The organism is Streptomyces sp. 3MP-14, assembly GCF_006334905.2.
GTDB lineage: Bacteria > Actinomycetota > Actinomycetes > Streptomycetales > Streptomycetaceae > Streptomyces > Streptomyces triticirhizae.
In genome coordinates this window covers 375,346-398,546 of the sequence record NZ_VDLZ02000006.1, presented here as the reverse complement: position 1 = coordinate 398,546, position 23,201 = coordinate 375,346, and the positions used below count along the sequence as shown (strand labels likewise).

Here is a 23,201-nt window from a genome sequence, read left to right as displayed (position 1 = left end):
TTCCTCTTGGAGTCAGGCCGCAATCAGGCCGCTGGAATCAGACCGCGCCCCGGCCCCGGCAACTGGCTACAGCGCGGGTTCCGAGGCGCGGCGCGACAAGCGTCGGTGCGTTACTTCTCGACGATCGCGAGAACGTCGCGGGCCGAGAGGACGAGGTACTCCTCGTTGTTGTACTTGACCTCGGTGCCGCCGTACTTGCTGTACAGCACGATGTCGCCGACCTTGACGTCGAGCGGCAGACGGTTGCCGTCCTCGAAGCGGCCCGGGCCCACGGCCAGGACGGTGCCCTCCTGGGGCTTCTCCTTGGCGGTGTCCGGAATGACCAGGCCCGAGGCCGTGGTCTGCTCGGCGTCGAGCGGCTGGACCACGATGCGGTCCTCAAGCGGCTTGATGGCAACCTTGGAGCTGGCGGTCGTCACGATCCGACCTCCCCCTTCGGAGATCTCACGGGGTTATCTATGGCTGGATGGCGACCTGGTGGACCCGTCGTCGCGGGTGCCGAGTCCGCCTGTCGCACGATCTGGCACTCTTTGAGTGAGAGTGCCAGCCACGAGACTAGGCCGCCGTTAGCACTCAGTCAACTAGAGTGCCAACGCGCCGGTTCCGGCGGGTGTTCTCACCGGCGTTCTCACAGGTAGTCCTCCAACCGCGCGACGGCGAAGCCCTGCTCGGTCGCGGCGTCCAGCAGCCGGCGGACCATGTCCGTCATCGCCGCGTCCCACTCGGCCTCGCCCCGGAAGTGGGTGAGCACGATGTCCCCCGGGTGGAACTTCCGGTCGGCCCGCCCGTACTCGATTCGGTCGGGGAACGCCTCGGCGGCCCACAGCGGCACCACCTCGATCCCGCACGCGGCGGCGGCCCGCAGGGTGGCCTCGTCATAGGCCCCGTAGGGCGGCCGGAAGAGCACCGGGCGGTGCCCCAACTCCTTCTCCAGGATGTCCTGTTGGCCGCAGATCTCGGCGCGCTGCTCGGCCTCGCTGAGCCGGTCCATCTGGCGGTGGGTGATCGAGTGGTTGTGCATCCCGTAGCCGGCGCGCTGGGCCTCGCGGAAGTAGCCGTAGTCCTCGCGCGCGACCTCGTCGGAGAGGAAGCCGCTCATCGGGACGTCCAGGCCGCGCAGCATCTCCAGCAGCGCGGGGTCCTTGTCGGCGCCGTCGTCCACGGTCAGGAAGATGACCTTCTGGTCCGTCGGCACCTGGACGATCACCGGCGGCAGCCCCTCGCCCTTCAGGTGTCCCGGCTCGGTGGTCAGCTCGGGCTTCTTCTCGGGGGGCGTTGGCGCGCGCAGCGGCGCCTTGCGCAGTTTCCACTGCTTGACGGCCGCGCCCCGGCGCACTTCGGCGCGTTGCAGCCGGTCGGCGTACGCCTGGAGCGAGTGCGCGATGTCGGGCGCCTGCACGCGCTGCGGCACGCCGAGGAACGGGGCGCCCCGGGCGGTGGGCGCCGCGATCTCGGCGGTGAGGGTGCGCCACCGTGGCTCGTCCGGCGGCTGGTCGGGGCGCAGCGGGGGCGGGATGCCGACGCCGGAGCAGACCACGGCCAGCACGGTGGCGCCGCCGAGCGCGCCGTAGCGGCGCAGCCTGGCGCGGAGCGGCCGGCTCCCGTGGCCCGACCCGCCACCGCCCGTCGTTCCGCCGCCTGAACCGCCGCCGCCCGTCCGGGCGTTGCCGCGCAGGGCGGTGAGGCGGGCGAGGAGGGCGGCGCTCGCGCGGGGGCGGGCATGGCGGGGTGCGCGCGCCCTCGCCGCGAGTCGATCCTTCCAGTCGTTTTGTACTACTTGTCGGATTAGCTTCATGGTTCGGGATGGTGCCACCGGGAAGCGCGACTCCCCCGCAGCCGCCACCGGCCGCCCGGGCAGAATGACTCGGGTGGCCCCACCCCCCGATCACCCCTCCGAGCAGCCCTCCGAGCAGCCCTCCGAACGACCCCGCACGCCGGACCCCGAAGCCCCCGACCCCACCGCCGCGTTCGCCGCCCTGCTCACCGATCCAGGCCAGCGGCTGCTGGAGCGGGTGCGGGAGGTCACGCCGGCCGAGGAGTTGGCCGTGGCGACCCGGCTGCGCCGGGAACACCCGCCAGCGCTGGTCGCCGCCGCGCTGAGCCAGGCCCGGCTGCGGCAGCGGGCCGAGGCCAAGTTCGGCGCGGACGCGGCGGCGATGTACTTCACCCCCGAAGGGCTGGAACAGGCCACCCGGACCTCCGTCGCCGACTGGCGCGCGGGCCGGCTCGCGCGCGCCGGCGTGCGCCGGATCGCGGACCTGTGCTGCGGGATCGGCGGCGACGCCATCGCGCTCGCCCGCGCGGGGCTGAACGTGCTCGCGGTGGACCGCTCGCCGCTGACCTGCGCGGTCGCCGAGGCCAACGCGGCGGCGCTGGGCCTGGCCGACCGGATCGAGGTGCGCAACGCGCCCGTCGAGACCGTTGTGGACGCCGAACTCGACGGGCGGGTCGACGCCTTCGACGCCGTGTTCGTGGACCCGGCGCGGCGCGGCGGCCGGGGCCGGATCTTCGACCCCGAGTCCTACGCGCCGCCGCTGTCCTGGGCGTTGGCCACCGCCGCCCGGCTGCCGAACGCCGCGCTGAAGATCGCCCCCGGCGTGCCCCACGAGGCGATCCCGCCCTGGGCGGAGGCCGAGTGGGTCTCGCACCGGGGCGAGGTCAAGGAGGCGGTGCTCTGGTTCGGCGACCTCGCCGAACCCGGGCTGCGCCGGGCCACGCTGCTGCCGGGCGGCGACTCGTTGGCCGGCGCCCCCGAGCCTGCCCCGGCCGGCGCGCCGGGACGCTATCTCTACGAGCCGGACGGCGCGGTGATCAGGGCAGGACTGGTGGGCGCGGTGGCCGAGGCGGTCGGCGGCCGGCTGCTCGACCCGAGCATCGCCTACCTCACCGCCGACGCGATCGTGCCGACCCCCTACGCGACCGCGTACGAGATCACCGACGTGCTGCCGTTCCACCTCAAGCGGCTGCGGGCGCTGCTGCGCGAACGGGACGTCGGCACGTTGACCGTCAAGAAGCGGGGCTCGGCGATCACGCCCGAGGAGCTGCTGCGCCGGGTCAGGCCCAGCGGGCGGAACGCGGCCACCGTCTTCCTGACCCGGGTCGCCGGGGCGCCCAGCATGATCCTGGGCCGGCCGCTGCGGCCGACGCCCTGAGCCGGCGCCGGCGAGCGGGGTCGGCTACGACTCCACCGGCGTGAAGCGCCAGCGGTGCGGCGGTCGGGCCAGCAACTCGCCCGGCGGGTCCGGGAGTTCCGGCGGAACGTCCACCGCGTCCGGCCACCAGGTGATCACCAGCACCCGGTCCTGGGGCGCGACGAACGTCTCCCTGCGCTCCGGCGCCGGGTCCAGCCGCCGCGCGCGGGCCCAGGCCAGCAGGTCGTCGCCCCGGCCGGGCGCGGCCTTCGCCTCCCACATCAGCGCCAGCGCCATCAGCCCGGCTCCCCCGCCGGCACCAGCGGCTCGGTCACCGGCAGCGAGGAGTCGGCCGGCAGGTCCCACGCGGACGGCGGCCGGTTCCTGGCCACCATCTCGGCGCCCAGCGCCGCCACCATCGCCCCGTTGTCCGTGCACAGCCCGGGCCGGGGCACCCGCAGGGTGATGCCGGCGGCCGCGCAGCGCTCCTCGGCCATCGCGCGCAGCCGGGAGTTGGCGGCCACCCCGCCGCCGATCATCAGGTGGTCCACGCCCTGCTCGCGGCAGGCGCGGACGGCCTTCCGGGTGAGCACGTCGGTGACCGCCTCCTGGAACGAGGCCGCCACGTCCGCCACCGGCACGTCCAGGCCGGCCCGCCGCTGGGTCTCCACCCAGCGCGCCACCGCCGTCTTCAGCCCGGAGAACGAGAAGTCGAACGGTGCGTCCCTGGGCCCGGTCAGCCCGCGCGGGAAGGCGATCGCGTTCGGGTCGCCGGCCCGCGCCTCCCGGTCGATCGCTGGCCCGCCGGGGAAGCCGAGCCCCAGCACCCGCGCGACCTTGTCGAACGCCTCGCCCGCCGCGTCGTCGATGGTGGCGCCCAACGGGCGGACGTCCGTGGTGATGTCGGGCGCCAGCAGCAGCGAGGAGTGGCCGCCGGAGACCAGCAGCGCCATGGTCGGCTCGGGCAGCCGCCCGTGCTCCAGCTGGTCGACGCAGATGTGCGAGGCGAGGTGGTTCACCCCGTAGAGCGGCTTGTCCAGCGCGTAGGCGTACGCCTTGGCCGCCGAGACCCCGACCAGCAGCGCGCCGGCCAGGCCCGGGCCGGCCGTGACGGCGATGCCGTCCAGGTCGCCGGCCGCCACGCCCGCCTGGGCCAGGGCCCGTTCGATGGTGGGGACCATCGCCTCCAGGTGCGCGCGGCTGGCGATTTCCGGGACGACGCCGCCGTAGCGGGCGTGGTCGTCGACGCTGGAGGCGACCGCGTCGGCGAGCAGCGTGGTGCCGCGCACCACGCCCACGCCCGTCTCGTCGCAGGAGGTCTCGATGCCCAGCACCAGCGGTTCGTCGGCCATGTCCCCTGGACTCCTCAGGATTCGCTGTCTTCCATGTCGAACGCGTCGGGCGCTTCGGGCCCGCCCGGGTCCGGCCCGCCGGCGGCCAGTTCCCTGCGCATCACCAGCGCGTCGCGGTTCCCCGGCTGGTAGTAGCCGCGCCGGATGCCGACCGGCTCGAAGCCGAAGCGGCGGTAGAGCCGCTTGGCCGGCTCGTTGTCCACCCGGACCTCCAGCATGACCGCCGTGCGGCCGAACGCCGCCGCGCCCGCCAGCATCCGGGTCAGCAGCCGGCCGCCGAGCCCGGTGCCCTGGTGGGCGCCGGTGACGCCGATGGTCATCACCTCGGCGACGTCGCCGGCCACGCCGAGCCCGGCGTAGCCGGCAAGGCCGACCTCGCCGGGGGCCTCGGCCACCACGTAGTCGCGGGTCGGCTCGGGCCCGCCGGCGCCGGCCAGTTCGGACCAGAGCATCCCGGCCGACCAGGCGTCCTGCGCGAACAGCTCGGCCTCCAGGGCCAGCACCGGCTCGATGTCCCACCAGCGCATGGGGCGCAACGTCACCCCGCCGGCCGTCGCGTTCCCGCCGTTCGTCCCGCTGGTCCGTTCCCTCGGGCTCGTCTCCCGCTGGCTCATCGCCGGGCGCTCGCCTCCGCCGGCGGGGGCGTGACCGCCTTGTAGCCCGCCGGCTCGCGCGCGTCCGGGCGGCGCAGGTAGAGCGGCCGGGGCGCGTCCAACGGCGTGCCCGCCGCCAGCCGTTGCGCGGCGATCGCCGCCAGCGCGCCGGCGGAGGCGTGCGCCGGCAGATCGGCGCGCGCGCCGGGGAACGCCTCCGGGTAGAGCGCCGTGCCGGCGCCCACCGCCGGCCGGTCGGCGACCCGTTCGGCGATCTCGCCCGGGCGGTCCACGGCCGGGCCGCCGACGCGGGTGTCGGCGTCGGCGTACTCGGCCCAGTAGACCTCCTTGCGGCGGGCGTCCGTCGCCACCACGAACGGCTCGCGCAGCCCGCTGGCGTGCGCGATGCCGTCGAGGGTGGGGACCCCGTACACCGGAACGCCCCGGGCGGCGCCCAGCGCGGCCGCCGTCACCAGCCCGACGCGCAGCCCGGTGTACGGCCCGGGCCCGGTGCCGGCGACCAGCGCGCCGACGTCGGCGATCCGGCGCCCCGCCTCGGTCAGCACCGCGTCCACGGACGGCATCAGCAACTCCCCGTGCCGGCGGGCGTCCACCCGCTCCCGCGCGGCGAGCACCCGGCCCGCCTCCGCGTCGAAGAGGGCAACGGTGACGGCGGGGGTCGCGGTGTCCAGGGCGAGCAGCAGCACGCAGCAAGCGTACGGCGCCGCCGAAGTCCCCCCGACGCCTGGTAGCTTCGATGGGCGGAGCCCGCCCGGGCCTCCGCGTCCGAAATCTTGACAGGTCCCAGGCAGAGCACGTCGGGAACGCGGCTCTCGTCGGCGAACCAACGCGGCTCTCGTCCCGAAAGGCGGCAACGACACCGTGGCGCGCCACAGCTCAGGTTCCGGTTCCGGCGTCTTCGTCGCCGCGTTGACCACGCTCGCCCTCGCCGTCGTCGGGTTCTTCGCCTACCAGGCTTCGGCGGCCGACAACTGGCCCCCGCCGCCCTCCCGCGCCACCCCCACGCCCGAGGAGAGCGAGGGCGCCAACGGGGACGGCGACGGCGGGGCCGAGGGCGAGGCCGCCGAGCAGCCGGCGGTGCCCGCCGAGTCGGGCGAGGGCCGCCGGGTGGTCTACGCGCTGGAGCAGCGGCGGGTGTGGCTGGTGGACGTCGAGGCGGACGGCGGCGAGACGCTGCTGTCCACCTACGAGGTCTTCCCCAGCGCGCTCAGCCCCGAGCCCGGCACCTACGCGGTCAGCTCGCGCTCCGAGCGCGGCACCGGCTCGGACGGGGTGCCGATGGAGCACGCGGTGGTCTTCCATGTCGCGCCCGACGGAACGGTGTTCGGCTTCTCCGCCGCGCTGGACGGCTCCACGCCCAACCCGGGGGCGACGCAGGGCACGGGCGGCATCCGCCAGTCCCGCGAGGACGGCGCGGCGATGTGGGACTTCGCCCGCGACGGCGTGCTGGTGGTCGTCGTCCCCTGACGGGGCGCGGCGCGGCCGCTCACGGCAGGTGGGTGGGCGAGGGAGCCGCTAGTCGCCCAGCACCGCCCCGAGGTCGATCCCGCGCCAGCGCGCGCCGACGCCCCGCAGGGTCACCTCGCGGGCGTCCGTTCCCCCGCCGGCCCCGTCGCCCTCGTGCACGGAGTCCGTCAACGTCCGGTGGATCACCACGTGGAACCGGTCGTCGGCCAGTTCCTCGACCCGGTCCTCGCCCCACTCGACGACCACCACCGACTCCGGCAGCGCCACGTCGAGGTCCAGGTCCTCCATCTCCTCAAGGCCGCCGCCCAGGCGGTACGCGTCCACGTGCACCAGCGGCGGCCCCGCGCCCAGCGAGGGGTGGACCCGGGCGATCACGAACGTCGGCGAGGTGACCGCGCCGCGCACGCCGAGCCCGGCGCCCAGGCCGCGCGCGAGCGTCGTCTTGCCGGCGCCCAACTCCCCGCTGAGCAGCACCAGATCGCCGGCCCTCAGCAGCCCGGCGAGGCGCCGCCCCAGCTCCGTCATCCCCTCGGGCGTCCCCACCGTGCGGGTGAGGCGCGGTTCAGTCAGCTGTTGGCCCATGGCACCCGATGCTACGGCTGAGCAGTTCCACCAGGTGCCCGGTCACCTCGTCGGGGCGTTCCAGCGTCACCAGGTGGCCGGCGCCCGGCAGGGTCGTGAACTCGGCCGCCGGCAGCGCCGACGCGATGCGCCGGCTGTGCTCGGGCGGGGTGATCTCGTCCCGGTCGCCGACCAGCACCAGCGCGGGCAGGTCCTCGGAGAGCGTGTGCAGCGTGGTGAGCGCCTCCCAGGTGGCGTGCTCGGCGAACGCCGGGTAGAACTCCGCGACCACGTCGATCGGCACCGACTCGATCAGCCGCTCGGCGAACCTGGCGACGGCCGGGTCGACCGCGTCCGGCTCGCCGAAGGAGTAGCGGCGGATCAGCCCGGCGTAGAGGTCGCCGACCGCGCGCCGACCGCGTTCCACCAGTTCGGCCTGGGAGCCCAGCAGCCGCAGCACGCCGGGGGCGGCGCGGCGGGCGGCGCGCACCGCCAGCGGCGGGAAGCCGTAGGTCACCTGGGTCAGGTCGCCCGCCGAGGTGGACAGCAGCGCGGCGCCGGCGACCCGGCGGGCCACATAGTCGGCGTGCTGCTCGACCAGCGACATCACCGTCATGCCGCCCATCGAGTGCCCGACCAGCACCACGGGCCCGGTGGGCGCGGCGGCGTCCAGCACCGCCCGCAGGTCGCGCCCCAACTGCTTGATGTGCAACGGTTCCCCGCGCTCCCGTTGCGCGCGCCCCGGCGCAGACCGTCCGTGCCCGCGCTGGTCCCAGTAGACGGCGCGCACCCGGCCGCGCAGCGCGGCGCGCTGGAAGTGCCAGACGTCCTGGTTGAGGCAGTAGCCGTGGCAGAACACCACGGTGCCCGCCGTCCCTCCGCCCGGGTCCCGCTCCAACTCCTCGACCTCGTAGTGGAGTTCGGTCCCGTCGTCGGCGACCGCCGTGCCGGGCACGCCCCGCAGGGTGCCGAACGGCCCGGCCGCGTCCAGCGCCTCCCTGGCCTGCCGGCGCACCGAACGGCTCACCGTCAGCCGTTCCACCGCCACCGTGGTGGCCACCGCCCCCAGCGCGAGCCCGGCTATGCCCGCCCTCGCCGCCCAGTTCATCGCGTCCGTCCGCTCATCGGGTCCGTCTCATGGGGTCCGTCTCATCGGGCTCATGGGGTCCGTCTCATCGGTCAGTCCTTCGGTTCGCCGGGGCCCGGCTCGGCGCCGTGATAGATCCTGGGCACCCTGGGGCCGATCCGGGTGACGATCTCGTAGCCGATGGTGCCCACCGCGCGCGCCCAGTCCTCGGCCGTCGGCTCGCCCCGGTCGCCCGGGCCGAACAGCACCGCCTCGTCGCCGACCTCGGCACTGTCCCCGCCGAGGTCCACCACGAACTGGTCCATCGCCACCCGCCCCGCGACCGTGCGCCACTTCCCGGCGACCAGCACCGGGCCGCAGCCCGAGGCGTGCCGGGGAACGCCGTCCGCGTAGCCGGCCGGCACCAGCGCCAGCGTGGTCGGTCCCGGCGTCGTGTAGTGGTGGCCGTAGGAGACGCCGTGGCCGCCGGGCACCCGCTTCACCTGCGCGAGGCGCGCGCTCAGCGTCATCACCGGGCGCAGCCCGAAGTCCTCGGGCGTGCCCACCTCGGCCGACGGCGACAGGCCGTAGACGGAGACGCCGGTGCGCACCAGGTCGTAGTGCGCCTCCGGCAGGGTCAACGTGCCGGGCGAGTTGGCCAGATGGCGGACCTCGGGCCGCAGGCCGGCCCGTTCGGCGACGGTCAACGCCTCGGCGAACGCGGCCAGTTGGGGCGGGATCGACGGGTGCCCCGGCTCGTCGGCGCACGCCAGGTGCGACCAGACGCCCGTCACCCGCACCGCGCCCGCCTCCTCGGCGGCGCGCGCCGCCGCGACCAGCTCGGGCCAGTCGGCCGGCGGCGCGCCGTTGCGGCCAAGACCCGTGTCGGCCTTCAGCTGCACCCGGGCGGTGCGGCCGGCCGCCCGCGCGGCGGCCACCGCGAGGTCCAACGCCCAGCGGCCGCTCACCGAGACGTCGATGTCCGCCTCGACCGCCGCCCGCCAGGGCCCGTCGGGCGTCCACAGCCAGCACAACAGCGGGCCGGTGTCGCCGGCCGCGCGCAGCGCCAACGCCTCGGCGGGCGTCGCGGTCCCGAGCCAACGCGCCCCCGCCTGCCGTGCCGCCCGCGCGCAGGGCAGCATCCCGTGGCCGTAGGCGTCGGCCTTGACCACCGCCATCAGCGCCGCGCCGCCGACGAGGCGACGGCGGAGCGCCCGCACGTTGGCGCGCAGCGCGGCGAGGTCGATGTCCGCGCGCAGGGGCGGCCCCTCGCCCGGTCGCCCTGTCGTCGCATGGTCGTTCATCGCCCACCAGTGTCGCAGCAAGCCCGCCGGGCGCCGATCCGCCCGCCGGGCCGCGCGCCGATCCGCCCGCAGGGCCGCGCGCCGGAACGGTCCGCAGGGCCGCGCGCGGTGGTCCTGGCGCGCCGGGCGCTCCCGCCGGGGCCGGGCGCTGGGCAGACTGGGGCCCATGAGGACTGCTTACCGAGTGGAGACCGTGCGCGCCGCCGAGAGCGCGCTGATGGCCAGGCTCCCCGAAGGCACACTGATGAACAGGGCCGCCGCCGGACTGGCCGCCGCCTGCGCCGAGTTGCTGCGGCCGGGGCTCGGCCGGCGCACCGTCGCCCGCGTGGTGCTGCTGGTCGGCGGCGGGGACAACGGCGGCGACGCGCTGTTCGCCGGCGCCCGGCTGGCGCGGCGCGGCATCGGCGTCAACGCGCTGCTGCTGGCGCCCGACCGCGCGCACCCGGCGGGGCTGGCCGCGCTGCGGGCGGCCGGCGGGCGCGGTCTCGCGGTCGCCGACATCGCGCCCGGCGCCCTGACCACGCTGCTGGGGCGGGCGTCGATGGTGGTGGACGGGATCACCGGCATCGGCGGCCGGGGCGGACTGCGGCCGGTGGCCGCCGAGTTGGCGGAACGGGTGACCGCGTCCGGCGCCCCCGTCATCGCCGTCGACCTGCCCAGCGGCGTCGACGCCGACACCGGCGAGGTGCGGGGACCGGTGCTGCCGGCCACGCTCACCGTGACGTTCGGCACCCTCAAGCCGGGGCTGCTCGTCGACCCGGCGCGGCAACACGCCGGCGACGTGCGGCTGGTGGACATCGGGCTGCGCCCGCTGCTGCCCGTCGAGCCCGATGTCGCGGCGCTCACCCCGGCCGAGGTGGCGGCGCTGCTGCCTCGGCCGACCGGCGAGAGCGACAAGTACCGGCGGGGCGTGCTGGGCGTGGCCGCCGGCTCGGCCCGCTACCCGGGCGCGGCCGTGCTCACCGTCGGCGGGGCGCTGCGCGGCGGGGTCGGCGCGGTGCGCTACGCGGGTCCGGCCCACGCCGCGGTGATCGCCCGTCACCCGGAGACCCTGGTCAGCCCCGGCACCCCGGCCGAGGCCGGGCGGGTGCAGGCGTGGGTGGCCGGGCCCGGGCTCGGCGACCACCCGGAGGCGGAACGGGTGGTGAACGAGGTACTGGCCGCCGACGTTCCGCTGCTCCTCGACGCGGACGCGCTGCGCGGCCTGGACCCGGCGCGGGTCCGCGCCCGTTCGGCGCCGACGCTGCTCACCCCGCACGCGGGCGAGGCGGCGGCGCTGCTGGGCGTGGCGCGGGAACGGGTGGAGTCGAGCCGGCTCACCTCCGTGCGCGAACTGGCCGAACGCTTCGGCGCCACCGTGCTGTTGAAGGGTTCGACGACGCTGGTCGCCGATCCGGCGGGGCCGGTGCTGGTCAACGAGACCGGCACGCCGTGGCTGGCGACGGCCGGCAGCGGCGATGTGCTCTCCGGGCTGGCGGGCGGACTGCTGGCCGCCGGCCTCGCGGCCCGGGACGCGGGCGCGGTCGCCGCGCACCTCCACGGGCTGGCGGGCCACGCGGCACCGATGCCGGCGACGGCGTCCGGCGTGACGGACGCCCTCCCGACGGCGTGGCAGTCGCTGACGGGGTGACGGCTGAGGCCCTCCCGGGGGTCTCCGCCCCACCCACCCGCCCCTTCGGCCGCGCCATGGCCGGGGCCGGCGCGGCGCCGACGGCTGGCTAGGCTGCGGTCCATGCACAGCACCAGGGCGGGCTCCGGCGGTGACGAGGACCGTGCGACCGATGTCGAGGTGGCGGTCGCCGCGGCGCGGGCCGGCGCGCTGGTGGTGCGCCGGCTGTACGGGCAGCGGCTCGCCCGCGTCGACAAGGGCGGCGGCGACTTCGCCACCGCCACCGACATCGAGGCCGAACGCGCCATCCTCGACGTCATCCGCGCCGCGCGGCCCGACGACGCGGTGCACGGCGAGGAGAGCGGGCGGAGCGGCGGCGCCAGCGCCGAACGCCGGTGGCTGGTGGACCCGCTGTGCGGCACGTTGAACTACGCCGCCGGCACCAGGGTCGTCGCCGTCAACGTGGCGCTGCGCGGCGGCCCGGCGGCGGTGGCCGACCCGTTCAGCGGGGAGGTCTTCCGCACCGACGGAAGGACCGCCTGGGCCCGGGCCGCCGGGCCACTCGACCGGGGCGACGAGCCCCTGGCGCCCACCTCGGTCACCCGGCTGGTGGACGTCAACCTCGATCCGCCGTTCCCGAACGCGCCCGGCTTCCGGGCGGTGGAGTTGCTGGCGCACCCCGGGTTCGTCGAACGGTTCCGCCCACGCGTCGTGTCCTCCACCCTGGCCCTGGCCTGGGTCGCCGCCGGCCGGCGCGCGGCGTATGTCACCGACGGCGGCGACCTCGCCGACAGCGTGCACTTCGCGGCGGGCATCGCGCTGTGCCGGGCCGCCGGCTGCGTGGTCACCGACCTCGACGGCGCGGACATCGACGGCGCGGACGGCCCCGGCCGGGGCCTGGTGGCGGCGGCCGACGCGGACACCCACGCGGAGCTGCTCTCGCTGCTGGCCTGAGGGCCGCCGCAGGCCCGGGCGACGCGACCCCGACGGCCACCGTCACGGACAGGAGGAGACCAGGGGAACGGAGGACGCCCTCCGCCAGGCCGTCGAGGACAGCCTCGCCGCCATCAACACGGGCGACGCCGACGCCCTGTACGCGGCACGGTCCGCCGCCTGCCGGGAACTCGTCACCGTGGAGGAGGCGGCCGAGGCGATCGGGCTCATCGACGCTCTCTACGGTGAGATCACCTTCGAGACCCTCGACATCCTGGAGTTCGACGGCACGACCGCCCGCGTCCACGGCACCACCGGGATCGAGGACCTGGACCGGGCGAACGGGGACGACGGCGCACGGTGGATCTGGGAGGACGGCGCCTGGCGCGACGACAGCTGCGCCGAGGACACCGGCGCCGCCCCGGACGACGCGGCCGCCGCACCGTCCGACCTGGCCGTGGGCGACGCCTTCGCCTGGGAGGACGGCACATCCCTGACCATCGACGGCGTCACCGAGATCCCGCTCGACAGCCTGGGCGAGTTCGACACCGTGACCGAAGGGCACACGCCGTTCCAGGTGAACATGACCATCGTCAACGACGGGCAACAGCCCGTCGACCTCGGCGAGTTCGGAATCGTCGTCGAGGGGGCCACCAACGGCGGCACCGTCGAATCGGTCTACCTCACCGACCAGGAGTACCTGGAGGGCCGTCTCGCCCCGGGCGAGAGCACGGAGTACCGGGACCCGTACAGCATCGACACCGAAGCGAACGGCCGCGACCTCGTGATCGAGGTGTGGCGCTACACCGACGACATGAGTCTGGACGCCCCCACCTGGATCGCCACGATCCCGTAGCCACGATCCCGGAGGTGACCGCGAGGCCCCCGGCTCCCCCGCCCGGTCACCTCCGAAGAATGCGCCCACCATCGCCACGCCGAGCTCCGCTCCGCACGAGCCGAGCCCGACGGTCGCCGCCCCCGCACGCCGTGCGGACCCACCACGCGGCGGCCCGACTCCCCCGACCGCGCCGCCCCCTTCACGCCGTAAAGGCCCGGACGCGGCGGCTCAACTCCCCGGCCCGGCAGCCACGTTCACCATGCGGACTCCACCCCGCCGGCCGACCCGGCCCTCAGGGGCCGGGAGGCCCCCGCCTCCGACCGGTCGGGCCCCCGCCTCCGGCCGGTCAGGCCTCCGCGATGACCACCGCCGACGCCACCCCCGCGTCATGGCTCAGGGAGACGTGCCAGCACGTCACCCCCAGCACCGCCGCGCGGGCGGCGACCGTGCCGCGCACCGCCAGGCGCGGCTGGCCGGACTCGGTCTGGATCACCTCCGCGTCCGTCCAGCGCAGGCCGCCTGGCGCGCCCAGCGCCTTCGCCAAAGCCTCCTTCGCCGCGAACCGCGCGGCCAGCGACGCGACGCCGCGCCGTTCCCCGCTCGGCAGCAGCAGCTCCGCCTCGACGAAGAGCCGCCGCGCCAGCTCAGGGGTGCGTTCCAGGGACCGCGCGAACCGGTCGATCTCCGCCACGTCGATGCCCACGCCCACGATCATGCGCGCAGCACGCCCCCCTCGGCGTCGGTGATCTCGCACCGCACCTCGTCCCATTCGCGGCGCAGCAGCACCACCTGTTCGCCGGGCGTCGCGTCCAGCGAGACGACCTCCTGCGGGCGCTGCGCCTCCAGCGCCGCCGCGTCCGAGGCGAGCAGCGCCTCGCCGGCGCCCAGCCCCACCGTCAGCGGCAGGCCGCGCCGGGCGGCGACCACGGTGTCCGGGGCGTCCGCGTGCAGCGCGAGCAGCGCGAAGTCGCCGTCGAGCGCGCGGCACAGCTGGCGCGCGGCCTCGGCCGGCTCGTAAGCGGAGGAGAACGCCTCGGCCAGCAGCCGGGCCACCGCCTCGCCCACGGTGCCGGTGCGCAGCGGGTGGCCGCGTTCGGTCAACTCCTCGGCCAGCGCGGGCCCGTTGGTCGGCTCCCCGACCAGCGCGACGGCCACCCGACCGGCCTCGTCCAGCTGGGGGCCGGCGTGCTCGGGGTCGTCCCGTGAGTCCCGGCTGAGCCCGATGCCGCAGCCGCCGGTGGGCAGCGGGCGGGTGCGCAGGCCCTCGGTCAGGGCGGTCAGGGACGCGGCCGGCGGGGAGCAGGCCAGGCCGCCGTCAGCCAGCACCGCGACGCCGCAGGCGTCGTGCTCGGGCCGGCGCACCCGGCCGAGTTGGGCCAGCACCATGTCGAGGGCGGACTGGACACCCGTGTACCCCACGATCCCGCACATGCGGGCAGCGTATCGGGGTCGCCGCACGGGGTGCCAAGCCGGCCGGAACAACCGGACGGAACAATGAGGCGCGTGGCAACCTCACCCTCCGAGCAGCCGAACCCTCCCGAGCCGTCGAACCGACCCGAGGCCCCGAGCCGGCCCGAAGACCCCAGCCGGCCCGCGCCCCCGGCGCGGCCGGCGCGTTCCGGCCGCGCCCACCCGCGCGCCGCGCGCCCCGCGCGTCCGCAGCGCGCCACGCGCCCCACCCCCTATGTGGACCTCTCCCGCGCCGACTGGGGCCGCCCCAGGGACCGGGCCGCCTCGCCGCTGACCGCCGAGCAGGTGGAACGGCTGCGCGGCCTCGGCGACGTGATCGACGTGGCCGAGGTACGGGACGTCTACCTGCCGCTCTGCGACCTGCTGCGGCTGCACATCGACGCCGCCCGCCAGCTGCGCGCCCGGGTCGGGGGCTTCCTGGGCGGGCCGCAGCCGGCGACCCCGTTCGTCGTGGGCATCGCGGGCAGCGTGGCGGTCGGCAAGTCGACGGTGGCGCGGCTGCTGCGCGCGCTGCTCGCACAGGGCCCTGAGGGCTACCGGGTGGCGCTGGTGCCGACCGACGGGTTCCTGCTGCCCAACGCCGAGCTGGAGCGGCGCGGCCTGATGCGCCGCAAGGGCTTCCCCGAGTCCTACGACCGGCGGGCGCTGACCCGGTTCGTGGCGGAGGTGAAGTCGGGCCGGGCGGAGGTGAGCGCGCCGGTCTACTCGCATCTGGTGTACGACATCGTGCCCGGCGAACGGGAGACCGTGGTGCGCCCGGACATCCTCGTTCTGGAAGGGCTGAACGTGCTCCAACCCGCGCCGCCCGGACGGATCGGGGTCGCGGACTACTTCGATTTCTCGGTCTATGTGGACGCCCGCGTCGCCGACATCGAGAGCTGGTATCTGGAACGGTTCCTGGCGCTGCGGGCCACCGCATTCCAGGACCCGCGCTCCTTTTTCCGAAGGTATGCGGAGATTTCCGAGAAAGAGGCGTTGGACTTCGCCAGGAAGACCTGGCGCGAGGTGAACGAGCCGAATCTCGTGGACAATATCGCCCCGACCAGGGGCCGGGCCTCGCTGGTGCTGCGCAAGGGCTCCGACCACGCGGTCGCCGGGCTGCGGCTGCGCAAGCTCTGACCCTGAGAAGGATAGGCGCGCCCCGGTGTCGGCCGGGGCGCGCCGCCGGAGTCCTCGAACGGCCTCAGCCCAGCGCTGACTTGACCACGTCGGCCAGCCCGCTGGCCACGGCCCGCGCCTGCGCCGCGTCCGCCGCCTCCACCATCACCCGCACCAGCGGCTCGGTGCCCGACGGCCGCAGCAGCACCCGGCCGGTGTCGCCGAGCTGCCGCTCGGCCTCGGCGACCGCCTCGGCCAGCTCCCTGCTGTCGGCGACCCGGGCCCGGTCCACGTCCCGCACGTTGATCAGCACCTGCGGCAGCCGCACCATGACCTCGGCCAGCTCGGCCAGCGGGCGGCGGGTCGCCGCCACCCGGGCGGCCAGCAGCAGCCCGGTGAGGGTGCCGTCCCCGGTGGTCGCGTGGTCGAGGACGATCACATGCCCCGACTGCTCGCCGCCCAGCGAGAAGCCGCCGTTCCGCATCTCCTCCAGCACATAGCGGTCGCCGACGGCGGTCTGCCGCACCCGCAGGCCCTCGCGCTCCATGGCGAGCGTGAAGCCCAGGTTGGACATCACGGTGGAGACCACCGTGTCCTCGCGGAGCGTGCCGGCCTCCTTCATCGCGACGCCCAGCACGGCCAGGATCTGGTCCCCGTCCACCTCGGCGCCGGTCCGGTCGGCGGCCAGGCAACGGTCGGCGTCGCCGTCCACCGCGATGCCCAGGTCCGCCTCGTGGGCGAGCACCGCGTCGCGCAGCGCGTCCAGGTGGGTCGAGCCGCAGCCGTCGTTGATGTTGAGCCCGTCCGGGTCGTCGCCGATGCTGATCACATCGGCGCCGGCCCGGGCGAACGCCTCGGGCGCGACCCGCGAGGCCGCGCCGTGCGCGGTGTCCACCACGATCCGCAGGCCGTCGATCCGGTTGGGCAACACCCCGACCAGGTGCGCCACATAGGCGTCGAAGCCCTCGTTGTGCTCGGTGACCCGGCCGACGCCGGCGCCCACCGGGCGGTCCCAGGGCTCGCCGGCGGCGTGCTCGCGGTAGACCGCCTCGATCCGGTCCTCCAGCTCGTCGGCCAGCTTGTGGCCGCCGCGCGCGAAGAACTTGATCCCGTTGTCCGGCATCGGGTTGTGGCTGGCGGAGAGCATCACGCCGAAGCTGGCGCCCAGCGAGCCCGTCAGATACGCCACCGCCGGGGTCGGCAGCACGCCGACCCGCAGCACGTCCACGCCCGCGCTGGCCAGCCCGGCGACCACCGCCGCCTCCAGGAACTCGCCCGAGGCCCTCGGGTCGCGCCCCACCACGGCGGTGGGTCGGCGACCGCACGTACTGTCCCGACTCTCCGTCCCGGTCAGCACCCGCGCCGCCGCGACGGACAGGCCGAGCGCCAGCTCCGCCGTCAGATCCGCATTGGCGACACCGCGTACCCCGTCCGTACCGAAGAGTCGTCCCACTGTCTTTCCTCCGAGTTCACCCACGCGGCCCGTGACCGATATTCCCTGTCGATTCCCCGTTGACCCTATAAAAGGGGACGCCCCGGCAGCACGGAAGTGCTGCCGGGGCGTGAGCAAAATCCTGCCGGCGATTACCGCTTGCTGTACTGCGTGCCCTTACGAGCCTTCTTCAGACCGGCCTTCTTCCGCTCCACCGCACGGGCGTCACGGGTCAGGAAGCCGGCCTTCTTCAGCGGGCCGCGGTTGTTCTCCACGTCCGCCTCGTTCAGCGCGCGGGCCACGCCGAGGCGCAGCGCGCCGGCCTGGCCGGAGATGCCGCCGCCGGCGATGCGCGCGACGACGTCATAGCGCTCGTCCAGCTCCAGCACCTTGAACGGCTCGTTCACGGACTGCTGGTGCACCTTGTTGGGGAAGTACCCCTCCAGGGTGCGGCCGTTGATCCGCCACTTGCCGCTGCCCGGAACGATCCGGACCCGGGCGATGGCGTTCTTCCGACGGCCGGTCCCGGCGCCGGGGAGCGGGTCACCGAAGCGCGCGTTCAGCTGCTCGCCGGAGGCGGCGAAGTCCTCGCTCGCGCTCTCGGTGGTGTACTCCTCGACCTCGGGGACCTCGGCGTCCAGGTTCTCGGGGGTGGTCTCGGCCACGATTCTCCTTGAGATGTTCTCTACGTCTTAGGGTGTGGCCGGACTACTGCGCGACCTGGGTGATCTCGAACGGCACGGGGCGCTGGGCCGCGTGCGGGTGGTCGGGGCCGGCATAGACCTTCAGCTTGGAGAGCATCTGGCGGCCGAGGGTGTTCTTCGGGAGCATCCCGCGCACGGCCTTCTCGACGGCGCGCTCGGGGTTCTTCTCCAGAAGGTCTCCATAGCGCACCGAGCGGAGACCGCCCGGGTAGCCGGAGTGCCGGTAGGCGAGCTTCTGGGTCCGCTTGTTGCCGGACAGGTGCACCTTGTCGGCGTTGACGATGATGACGAAGTCACCGGTGTCAACGTGCGGTGCGTACACGGGCTTGTGCTTGCCCCGCAGAAGGGTGGCGGCCTGGGAGGCCAGGCGGCCCAGCACGACATCGGCGGCGTCGATGACGTGCCACTGACGCTGGACGTCGCCGGGCTTGGGGCTGTACGTACGCACGGGTCGTAGCCTTCGCTTTTCAGTGAGTGGTTCCTGACAAGGCCACCCGGCGATCAGCAGAACCGTCGGCATCCGGTGACGCAAACCGGGGTGCCGTCCGCTGGCGACCGTCCTGGTGGACCGGCGCTGGGCCCCTCACGTGAGATCGAGCAAGCCAAACGCATTATCGACCAGGCAGAATACCGCGCCCCTCCCGAAGGGGTCAAAACGAGCCCACTCCCCGCCGGGACCCGCACCCCTACCGGGACCTGCGCACCCGGCGGCGCTCGTCCCAGACCGGCTCGGGCGTCTCCCGCACCAGCCCGTCCTCGCCGAAGACCAGGAACCGGTCGAAGGAACGGGCGAACCAGCGGTCGTGCGTCACCGCGAGGACCGTCCCCTCGAACGCCTCCAGGCCGACCTGGAGCGCCTCGGCGCTCTCCAGGTCCCGGTCCAGCCCCGTCCGGCCGTCGGTACTCGACGTGCGCCGCCTCGATGTGCCCCATCCGTCGGGGTGTGCCGAGCGGGCCGACCGTTGCCAATCCGTTTTCGCACGGGGACCGGAACGGCACGAACCGGCGCACTGACCGGCGCCGCGCCGCACTAAACTGCGGCCCATGAGCCAAGGGCAGGGGGGACCCCAGTGGGTTCCCGGGGGAGACGCGCGTCCGGACTGGAACCGACTGGCGGCCGACGCCGACAAGCAGCGGGCCAAGAAGCGCTGGACGATCATCGGCACCTGCGTGGGCGCCGCCGTCGTCATCGGCACGGTCGTGGCCCTCGCCATCGTCAGCCAGGGTGACGACGAGGGCGGCGCGACCGCCGGCACCGCCACCACCCTGCCCGAGAGCACCGCCGAGTCCGACGACGCCGAGCCGACGTTCGGCGAGACGACGCTGCCGCCCGTGCCCTCGGCCCGCGAGTTCATCAGCGACGCCGAGAAGGACACCGCGCCGTTCGACGTGGGCGGCTTCTACGGCGAGGACCCGATGGAGGTCGACGACCGCTCCTACGCGCTCGCCGCGAGCGACGGCAGCGAGGACTGCGCCTCCCTCACCACCGGCGGCCTGGCCTCGCTCCTGGAGGAACAGGGCTGCGCCGGCCTGCTCCGCGCGACCTACGTCGGCGGCGGGGTGGCCGTCACCGTGGGCGTCGCGCAGCTGCCCTCCGAGGAGGCCGCGGCGGCGGTCCACGGCGCGGACGAGCTGAGCGGCACGCTCCAGGCGCTGCCCGGCGGCGACGCCGGCACCCTCTGCGAACGCGGCGGCTGCCGCACCACCCGCAACCAGGTGGGCCGCTATGTCTACCTGACCATCGCGGGCAACGCCGACGGCAGCCCCGACAGCGGCGACGGCACGGCCGCGCAGCAGGCCGCGCGGGACGGCAACGACCACGCGTTCTCGCAGATCATCCGGCGCGGCGAGACGCAGGCGTCCGCCTCGGCCAGCGCGATCGTGGAAGAACGCCGCCGCAGCCAAAGCTGACGACTCTCGGGGAGCGCCCACCGGCCTGAAGGGTCGCGGGGACCTCGGCGGCTTCGAGGAGCGCCCACCGGCCTGAAGGGTCGCGGGGACCTCGGCGGCTTCGGGGAGCGCCCACCGGCCCGAAGGGGCGCGGGGACCTTGGCGGCTTCGAGGAGCGCCCACCGGCCTGAAGGGGCGCGGGGAACTGCGCGAGCAACCCACCACGATCCGCAGACGACCACCCAACAGCCCCCAGCAGACGCGCTGTCGAGCACAGACCACACCCATCACCCGCGCAGTTCCCCGCGCCCCCCAGGTCCGTGGGCGCTCCCCAAAGTTCTCAACGTGCGGGACTCCCGGTTCCGCTCCGCCAGCGCCTCGTCCGCCGGATACGCCACCTCCTCCAGCGTCAACCCGTGCGGCCGCACCACATGCACCGCCGAGTCCCGCGCCCCGCCCGCCAGCACCCGCGCCGGCCACTCGGCCGGCCGGTGCCCGTCCCCGACGAACAGCAACGCCCCGACCAGCGCCCGCACCATGTTGTGGCAGAACGCGTCCGCCCGCACCGTTCCCTCGACCACCCCGTCCGGCTCCCGCCGCCACCGCAGCGTCAACAGCCGACGGATCGTCGTGGCGCCCTCCCGCCGCCGGCAGTACGCCGCGAAGTCGTGTTCGCCCAGCAGCAGTTCGGACGCCTCGTTCATCGCGTCCACGTCCAACGGCCAGTTGTGCCACAGCACATGGCCCCGCCGCAGCGGGTCGACCCCGCCCGGGTGGTCGCTGACCCGGTACGCGTAGCGCCGCCACAGCGCGGAGAACCGCGCGTCGAAGTGCGGCGGCGCCTCGGCCACCCGCCACACCCGCACGTCCTGCGGCAGCCGCCCCGCGAGCCGCCGCAGCAGCGCGTCCCGCTGCTCCGCCCACACCTCGGCCGGCAGGTCTACGTGCGCCACCTGCCCCCGCGCGTGCACCCCCGCGTCGGTCCGCCCGGCCACGGTCAGCTCCCACGGACGCTCCGCCCGCGTCACCACCCGCAGCGCGTCCTCCAGCTCCCCCTGCACGGTCCGCTTGCCGCGCTGCCGCGCCCAGCCGGAGAACTCCCGCCCGTCATACGCCAGATCGAGCCGCACCCGCACCGGCCCTGGCTCCTCGCCCACAGCGCCTCCTCATCACGGCGGGCCCGCACCCTGGCAGGTGCGGGCCCGTCGGTCGAACCGAGAAGCCGGAAGGAAGGACTCAGTCGTCCTTCTTCTCCTCGGACTTCTCCTCGGCCTGCTCGTCCTTGGCCTCGGCCTCGGCGGCCTCGGCGGCCTCCGACGCCTCGGCCGGCTGCTCGGCGGCGGCGGTCTCCCGCTCCTTGGCCGCGCGCCGGGTGGCGCCCTCGGCCTCGCCCACCGCGTTCTGCTGCACCGTCAGCGCCTCGACCAGCTCGATCACGGCCATCGGCGCGTTGTCGCCACGGCGCGGGCCGATCTTGGTGATCCGGGTGTAGCCGCCGGGGCGGTTCTCGTACCGGGGGCCGATCTCCGTGAAGAGCGTGTGCACCACGCTCTTGTCGCGGATGGTCTGCATCACCTGGCGACGGTTGTGCAGGTCGCCCTTCTTCGCCTTGGTGATCAGCCGCTCGGCCACCGGCCGCAGCCGGCGGGCCTTGGCCACGGTGGTGGTGATGCGGCCGTGCTCGAAGAGCGAGGTGGCGAGGTTCGCCAGCATCAGGCGCTCGTGGGCGGGGCTGCCGCCCAGCCTGCGGCCCTTGGTGGGCGTAGGCATGACTCTCTCCTGTCATCTCTGCACCGGCCGTGTCAGGTACCGGTGTCAGGTCGCCCGGGGCGGACGCCCCGGAAGTGCGGTGGCGGGGCCGGGGCGGACGGGCCGCCCCGGCGTCCGCTCAGTACTGCTCGGTCTCGGCGAAGCCGGTGTCGCCCTCGTCCTCCGCGCCGAACGCGTCGGCGGCGGTGGTCGGGTCGAATCCGGGCGGGCTGTCCTTGAGGGCCAGGCCCATGCCGGCCAGCTTGGCCTTGACCTCGTCGATCGACTTGGCGCCGAAGTTCCTGATGTCCAGCAGGTCGGCCTCGGAGCGGGCGACCAGCTCGCCGACGGAGTGGATGCCCTCGCGCTTGAGGCAGTTGTAGGAGCGAACGGTCAGCTCCAACTCCTCGATGGGCAGCGCCAGATCGGCGGCCAGCGCGGCGTCCGTCGGGGACGGGCCCATGTCGATGCCCTCGGCGTCCACGTTCAGCTCGCGGGCCAGGCCGAACAGCTCGACCAGGGTCTTGCCGGCCGAGGCCATGGCGTCCCTGGGCCGCATGGCCTCCTTGGTCTCCACGTCGACGATCAGCTTGTCGAAGTCGGTGCGCTGCTCGACACGGGTCGCCTCGACCTTGTAGGTGACCTTGAGCACCGGGCTGTAGATGGAGTCCACCGGGATGCGGCCGATCTCCTGGCCGACCTGCTTGTTCTGGACCGCGGAGACATAGCCGCGACCGCGCTCGACGGTCAGCTCCATCTCCAGCTTGCCCTTGTTGTTCAGGGTGGCCAGCACCAGGTCGGGGTTGTGCACCTCGACCCCGGCCGGCGGCGCGATGTCGGCGGCGGTCACCAGCCCGGGGCCCTGCTTGCGCAGGTACATCACCACGGGCTCGTCGTGCTCCGAGGAGACGACCAGCTGCTTGATGTTGAGGATCAGGTCGGTGACGTCCTCCTTGACCCCGGGCACGGTGGTGAACTCGTGCAGCACCCCGTCGATCCGGATGCTGGTGACGGCGGCACCAGGGATCGAGGAGAGCAGCGTGCGCCGCAGGGAGTTGCCGAGGGTGTAGCCGAAGCCCGGCTCCAGCGGCTCGATGACGAACCGGGAACGGAACTCGTCCACGACCTCTTCGGTCAGGGAAGGACGCTGAGCGATCAGCATGAGGTGAACTCCAGTCTTCGGCACCCGCTATTTGATGCCGAGCCAGACGGTGTGTGCGGTGCGGGGGGCGCCCTCCGATGCGGGCGTCACCCCCAAGGGTACGGAAGCCGCCGGGTGAGCTGGCCCACCCGGCGACGACCGGTCGTGCGGGTCCTCCTGCGAGGAACTGCGAGGACCCCGGGGACTACTTCGAGTACAGCTCGACGATCAGCTGCTCCTGCACCTGGGTGTCGATCACCTGGCGCTCGGGCATCGCGTGGACCAGGATGCGGAGCCGCGAGGGCACCGCCTCCAGCCACGCCGGAACGGTCCGGTCCCCCGCCTCGGCCTGCGCCACCTGGAACGGGGTCATGTTCCTGGAGGACTCCCGCACCTCGACGATGTCGTTGGGCGAGACCCGCGCGGAGGGGATGTCCGTCTTCCTGCCGTTGAGCAGGATGTGACCGTGCCGCACCAACTGGCGGGCGTGGTCACGGGACTTGGCGAAGCCCGCCCGGTAGACCACGTTGTCGAGACGGGTCTCCAGGATGCGGAGGAGGTTCTCGCCCGTCTTGCCCGACTGCCGGTTGGCCTCGTTGTAGTACCCCCGGAACTGCTTCTCCAGGACGCCGTAGATGCGCGCGCACTTCTGCTTCTCGCGCTTCTGCAGCAGGTACTCACTGTCCTTGGTGCGCCCGCGTCCGTGCTCACCCGGGGGGTAAGGACGGATCTCGATCGGGCACTTCGCGCTCTCGCACTTAGCTCCCTTGAGGAAGAGCTTCTGCTTCTCCCGACGGCAACGCTTGCAGTCGGCCCCGGTGTAACGCGCCATAGTTCTGTTG

25 protein-coding genes and 1 pseudogene are annotated in these 23,201 nt (G+C 74.5%); 7 read left to right on the top strand and 19 right to left on the bottom strand.

Features of this window, described 5'->3' with window-relative positions:
* Positions 1 to 110: 110 nt before the first annotated feature.
* A complete protein-coding gene (groES, locus tag FH609_RS12705; protein WP_097230433.1) occupies positions 111 to 419 on the bottom strand; it encodes a co-chaperone GroES in 309 nt (102 codons plus the stop codon).
* 209 nt (positions 420 to 628) lie between these two features.
* Positions 629 to 1,795: a polysaccharide deacetylase family protein gene (locus tag FH609_RS12700; RefSeq protein ID WP_139667097.1), complete on the bottom strand. Its 1,167-nt coding sequence runs from the start codon at positions 1,793 to 1,795 to the stop codon at positions 629 to 631.
* A 181-nt stretch (positions 1,796 to 1,976) separates the two neighbouring features.
* On the opposite strand from FH609_RS12700, the gene FH609_RS12695 reads away from it, so the two are divergent.
* A complete protein-coding gene (locus FH609_RS12695; RefSeq protein ID WP_226961615.1) occupies positions 1,977 to 3,152 on the top strand; it encodes a class I SAM-dependent methyltransferase in 1,176 nt (391 codons plus the stop codon).
* Positions 3,153 to 3,176: 24 nt separating this feature from the next.
* Here FH609_RS12695 and FH609_RS12690 read toward each other — a convergent pair whose 3' ends face one another.
* From FH609_RS12690 to tsaB, 4 genes are read right to left on the bottom strand one after another with little or no spacing between them, the layout of a single operon-like run.
* Entirely contained in the window at positions 3,177 to 3,428 is a 252-nt protein-coding gene (locus FH609_RS12690) for a hypothetical protein (protein WP_139667099.1), read from the bottom strand.
* Positions 3,428 to 4,483 (bottom strand): tRNA (adenosine(37)-N6)-threonylcarbamoyltransferase complex transferase subunit TsaD, encoded by a 1,056-nt coding sequence (gene tsaD, locus FH609_RS12685; RefSeq protein ID WP_122182047.1) that lies wholly within the window; start codon positions 4,481 to 4,483, stop codon positions 3,428 to 3,430. The genes FH609_RS12690 and tsaD overlap by 1 nt, the downstream gene beginning before the upstream one ends.
* 14 nt (positions 4,484 to 4,497) lie before the next feature.
* Complete coding sequence (gene rimI / locus FH609_RS12680; protein WP_193317862.1) at positions 4,498 to 5,097, bottom strand: ribosomal protein S18-alanine N-acetyltransferase; 600 nt, start codon at positions 5,095 to 5,097, stop codon at positions 4,498 to 4,500.
* The gene (gene tsaB, locus FH609_RS12675; RefSeq protein ID WP_139667100.1) at positions 5,094 to 5,783 is read right to left on the bottom strand and encodes a tRNA (adenosine(37)-N6)-threonylcarbamoyltransferase complex dimerization subunit type 1 TsaB; all 690 of its coding nucleotides are present in this window, start codon (positions 5,781 to 5,783) and stop codon (positions 5,094 to 5,096) included. The genes rimI and tsaB overlap by 4 nt, the downstream gene beginning before the upstream one ends.
* 175 nt (positions 5,784 to 5,958) lie before the next feature.
* Here tsaB and FH609_RS12670 point away from each other — a divergent pair, with 175 nt between their 5' ends.
* Positions 5,959 to 6,564 (top strand): hypothetical protein, encoded by a 606-nt coding sequence (locus FH609_RS12670; protein ID WP_139667101.1) that lies wholly within the window; start codon positions 5,959 to 5,961, stop codon positions 6,562 to 6,564.
* Between the two features lie 48 nt (positions 6,565 to 6,612).
* On the opposite strand, the gene tsaE is transcribed toward FH609_RS12670, so the two are convergent.
* The 3 genes from tsaE to alr form a co-directional block, all read right to left on the bottom strand.
* Positions 6,613 to 7,146: a tRNA (adenosine(37)-N6)-threonylcarbamoyltransferase complex ATPase subunit type 1 TsaE gene (gene tsaE / locus FH609_RS12665; protein WP_226961595.1), complete on the bottom strand. Its 534-nt coding sequence runs from the start codon at positions 7,144 to 7,146 to the stop codon at positions 6,613 to 6,615.
* Positions 7,127 to 8,233, bottom strand: a complete 1,107-nt coding sequence (locus FH609_RS12660; protein ID WP_139667102.1) for an alpha/beta fold hydrolase — start codon at positions 8,231 to 8,233, stop codon at positions 7,127 to 7,129. The genes tsaE and FH609_RS12660 overlap by 20 nt, the downstream gene beginning before the upstream one ends.
* Before the next feature lie 71 nt (positions 8,234 to 8,304).
* Complete coding sequence (gene alr, locus FH609_RS12655) at positions 8,305 to 9,495, bottom strand: alanine racemase (protein WP_139667103.1); 1,191 nt, start codon at positions 9,493 to 9,495, stop codon at positions 8,305 to 8,307.
* Positions 9,496 to 9,661: 166 nt separating this feature from the next.
* Here alr and FH609_RS12650 point away from each other — a divergent pair, with 166 nt between their 5' ends.
* The 3 genes from FH609_RS12650 (at position 9,662) to FH609_RS12640 (ending at position 12,893) form a co-directional block, all read left to right on the top strand.
* A complete protein-coding gene (locus tag FH609_RS12650; RefSeq protein WP_139667104.1) occupies positions 9,662 to 11,125 on the top strand; it encodes an NAD(P)H-hydrate dehydratase in 1,464 nt (487 codons plus the stop codon).
* 102 nt (positions 11,126 to 11,227) lie between these two features.
* Positions 11,228 to 12,058 carry an inositol monophosphatase family protein gene (locus FH609_RS12645; RefSeq protein ID WP_139667105.1) on the top strand — a complete coding sequence of 277 codons (831 nt, stop codon included), beginning with the start codon at positions 11,228 to 11,230 and terminating at the stop codon, positions 12,056 to 12,058.
* A gap of 178 nt (positions 12,059 to 12,236) precedes the next feature.
* Complete coding sequence (locus FH609_RS12640) at positions 12,237 to 12,893, top strand: hypothetical protein (RefSeq protein WP_139667106.1); 657 nt, start codon at positions 12,237 to 12,239, stop codon at positions 12,891 to 12,893.
* A 328-nt stretch (positions 12,894 to 13,221) separates the two neighbouring features.
* Here the strand turns inward: FH609_RS12640 and FH609_RS12635 are convergent, their stop codons facing one another.
* Together FH609_RS12635 and FH609_RS12630 are read right to left on the bottom strand one after the other, a co-directional pair.
* Positions 13,222 to 13,590, bottom strand: a complete 369-nt coding sequence (locus FH609_RS12635) for a holo-ACP synthase (protein ID WP_139667107.1) — start codon at positions 13,588 to 13,590, stop codon at positions 13,222 to 13,224.
* Positions 13,587 to 14,306, bottom strand: a complete 720-nt coding sequence (locus FH609_RS12630; protein ID WP_139667108.1) for a glucosamine--fructose-6-phosphate aminotransferase — start codon at positions 14,304 to 14,306, stop codon at positions 13,587 to 13,589. The genes FH609_RS12635 and FH609_RS12630 overlap by 4 nt, the downstream gene beginning before the upstream one ends.
* Positions 14,307 to 14,378: 72 nt before the next feature.
* On the opposite strand from FH609_RS12630, the gene coaA reads away from it, so the two are divergent.
* Positions 14,379 to 15,464, top strand: coding sequence for a type I pantothenate kinase (coaA, locus tag FH609_RS12625; protein WP_405378909.1), 1,086 nt, complete (start codon positions 14,379 to 14,381; stop codon positions 15,462 to 15,464).
* A 64-nt stretch (positions 15,465 to 15,528) separates the two neighbouring features.
* Here the strand turns inward: coaA and glmM are convergent, their stop codons facing one another.
* The 4 genes and pseudogenes from glmM to FH609_RS12605 form a co-directional block, all read right to left on the bottom strand.
* Positions 15,529 to 16,896 (bottom strand): phosphoglucosamine mutase, encoded by a 1,368-nt coding sequence (gene glmM, locus FH609_RS12620; RefSeq protein WP_139667110.1) that lies wholly within the window; start codon positions 16,894 to 16,896, stop codon positions 15,529 to 15,531.
* A 131-nt stretch (positions 16,897 to 17,027) separates the two neighbouring features.
* On the bottom strand, positions 17,028 to 17,540 hold the full coding sequence (gene rpsI / locus FH609_RS12615; protein WP_139667111.1) for a 30S ribosomal protein S9: 513 nt from the start codon (positions 17,538 to 17,540) through the stop codon (positions 17,028 to 17,030).
* A gap of 43 nt (positions 17,541 to 17,583) precedes the next feature.
* Positions 17,584 to 18,027, bottom strand: a complete 444-nt coding sequence (gene rplM / locus FH609_RS12610) for a 50S ribosomal protein L13 (protein WP_122182059.1) — start codon at positions 18,025 to 18,027, stop codon at positions 17,584 to 17,586.
* 238 nt (positions 18,028 to 18,265) lie between these two features.
* Positions 18,266 to 18,454: pseudogene (locus FH609_RS12605) on the bottom strand (ABC transporter ATP-binding protein); the annotation flags it as partial.
* 169 nt (positions 18,455 to 18,623) lie between these two features.
* Here FH609_RS12605 and FH609_RS12600 point away from each other — a divergent pair.
* Entirely contained in the window at positions 18,624 to 19,490 is an 867-nt protein-coding gene (locus tag FH609_RS12600) for a hypothetical protein (RefSeq protein ID WP_139667112.1), read from the top strand.
* Between the two features lie 266 nt (positions 19,491 to 19,756).
* Here FH609_RS12600 and truA read toward each other — a convergent pair whose 3' ends face one another.
* The 4 genes from truA to rpsD form a co-directional block, all read right to left on the bottom strand.
* Positions 19,757 to 20,626: a tRNA pseudouridine(38-40) synthase TruA gene (truA, locus tag FH609_RS12595; protein ID WP_139667113.1), complete on the bottom strand. Its 870-nt coding sequence runs from the start codon at positions 20,624 to 20,626 to the stop codon at positions 19,757 to 19,759.
* Between the two features lie 79 nt (positions 20,627 to 20,705).
* Positions 20,706 to 21,239, bottom strand: a complete 534-nt coding sequence (rplQ, locus tag FH609_RS12590) for a 50S ribosomal protein L17 (RefSeq protein WP_139667114.1) — start codon at positions 21,237 to 21,239, stop codon at positions 20,706 to 20,708.
* Positions 21,240 to 21,357: 118 nt separating this feature from the next.
* Positions 21,358 to 22,380, bottom strand: a complete 1,023-nt coding sequence (locus FH609_RS12585; RefSeq protein WP_122182063.1) for a DNA-directed RNA polymerase subunit alpha — start codon at positions 22,378 to 22,380, stop codon at positions 21,358 to 21,360.
* Positions 22,381 to 22,564: 184 nt separating this feature from the next.
* On the bottom strand, positions 22,565 to 23,191 hold the full coding sequence (rpsD, locus tag FH609_RS12580; RefSeq protein ID WP_139667115.1) for a 30S ribosomal protein S4: 627 nt from the start codon (positions 23,189 to 23,191) through the stop codon (positions 22,565 to 22,567).
* Positions 23,192 to 23,201 lie beyond the last annotated feature (10 nt).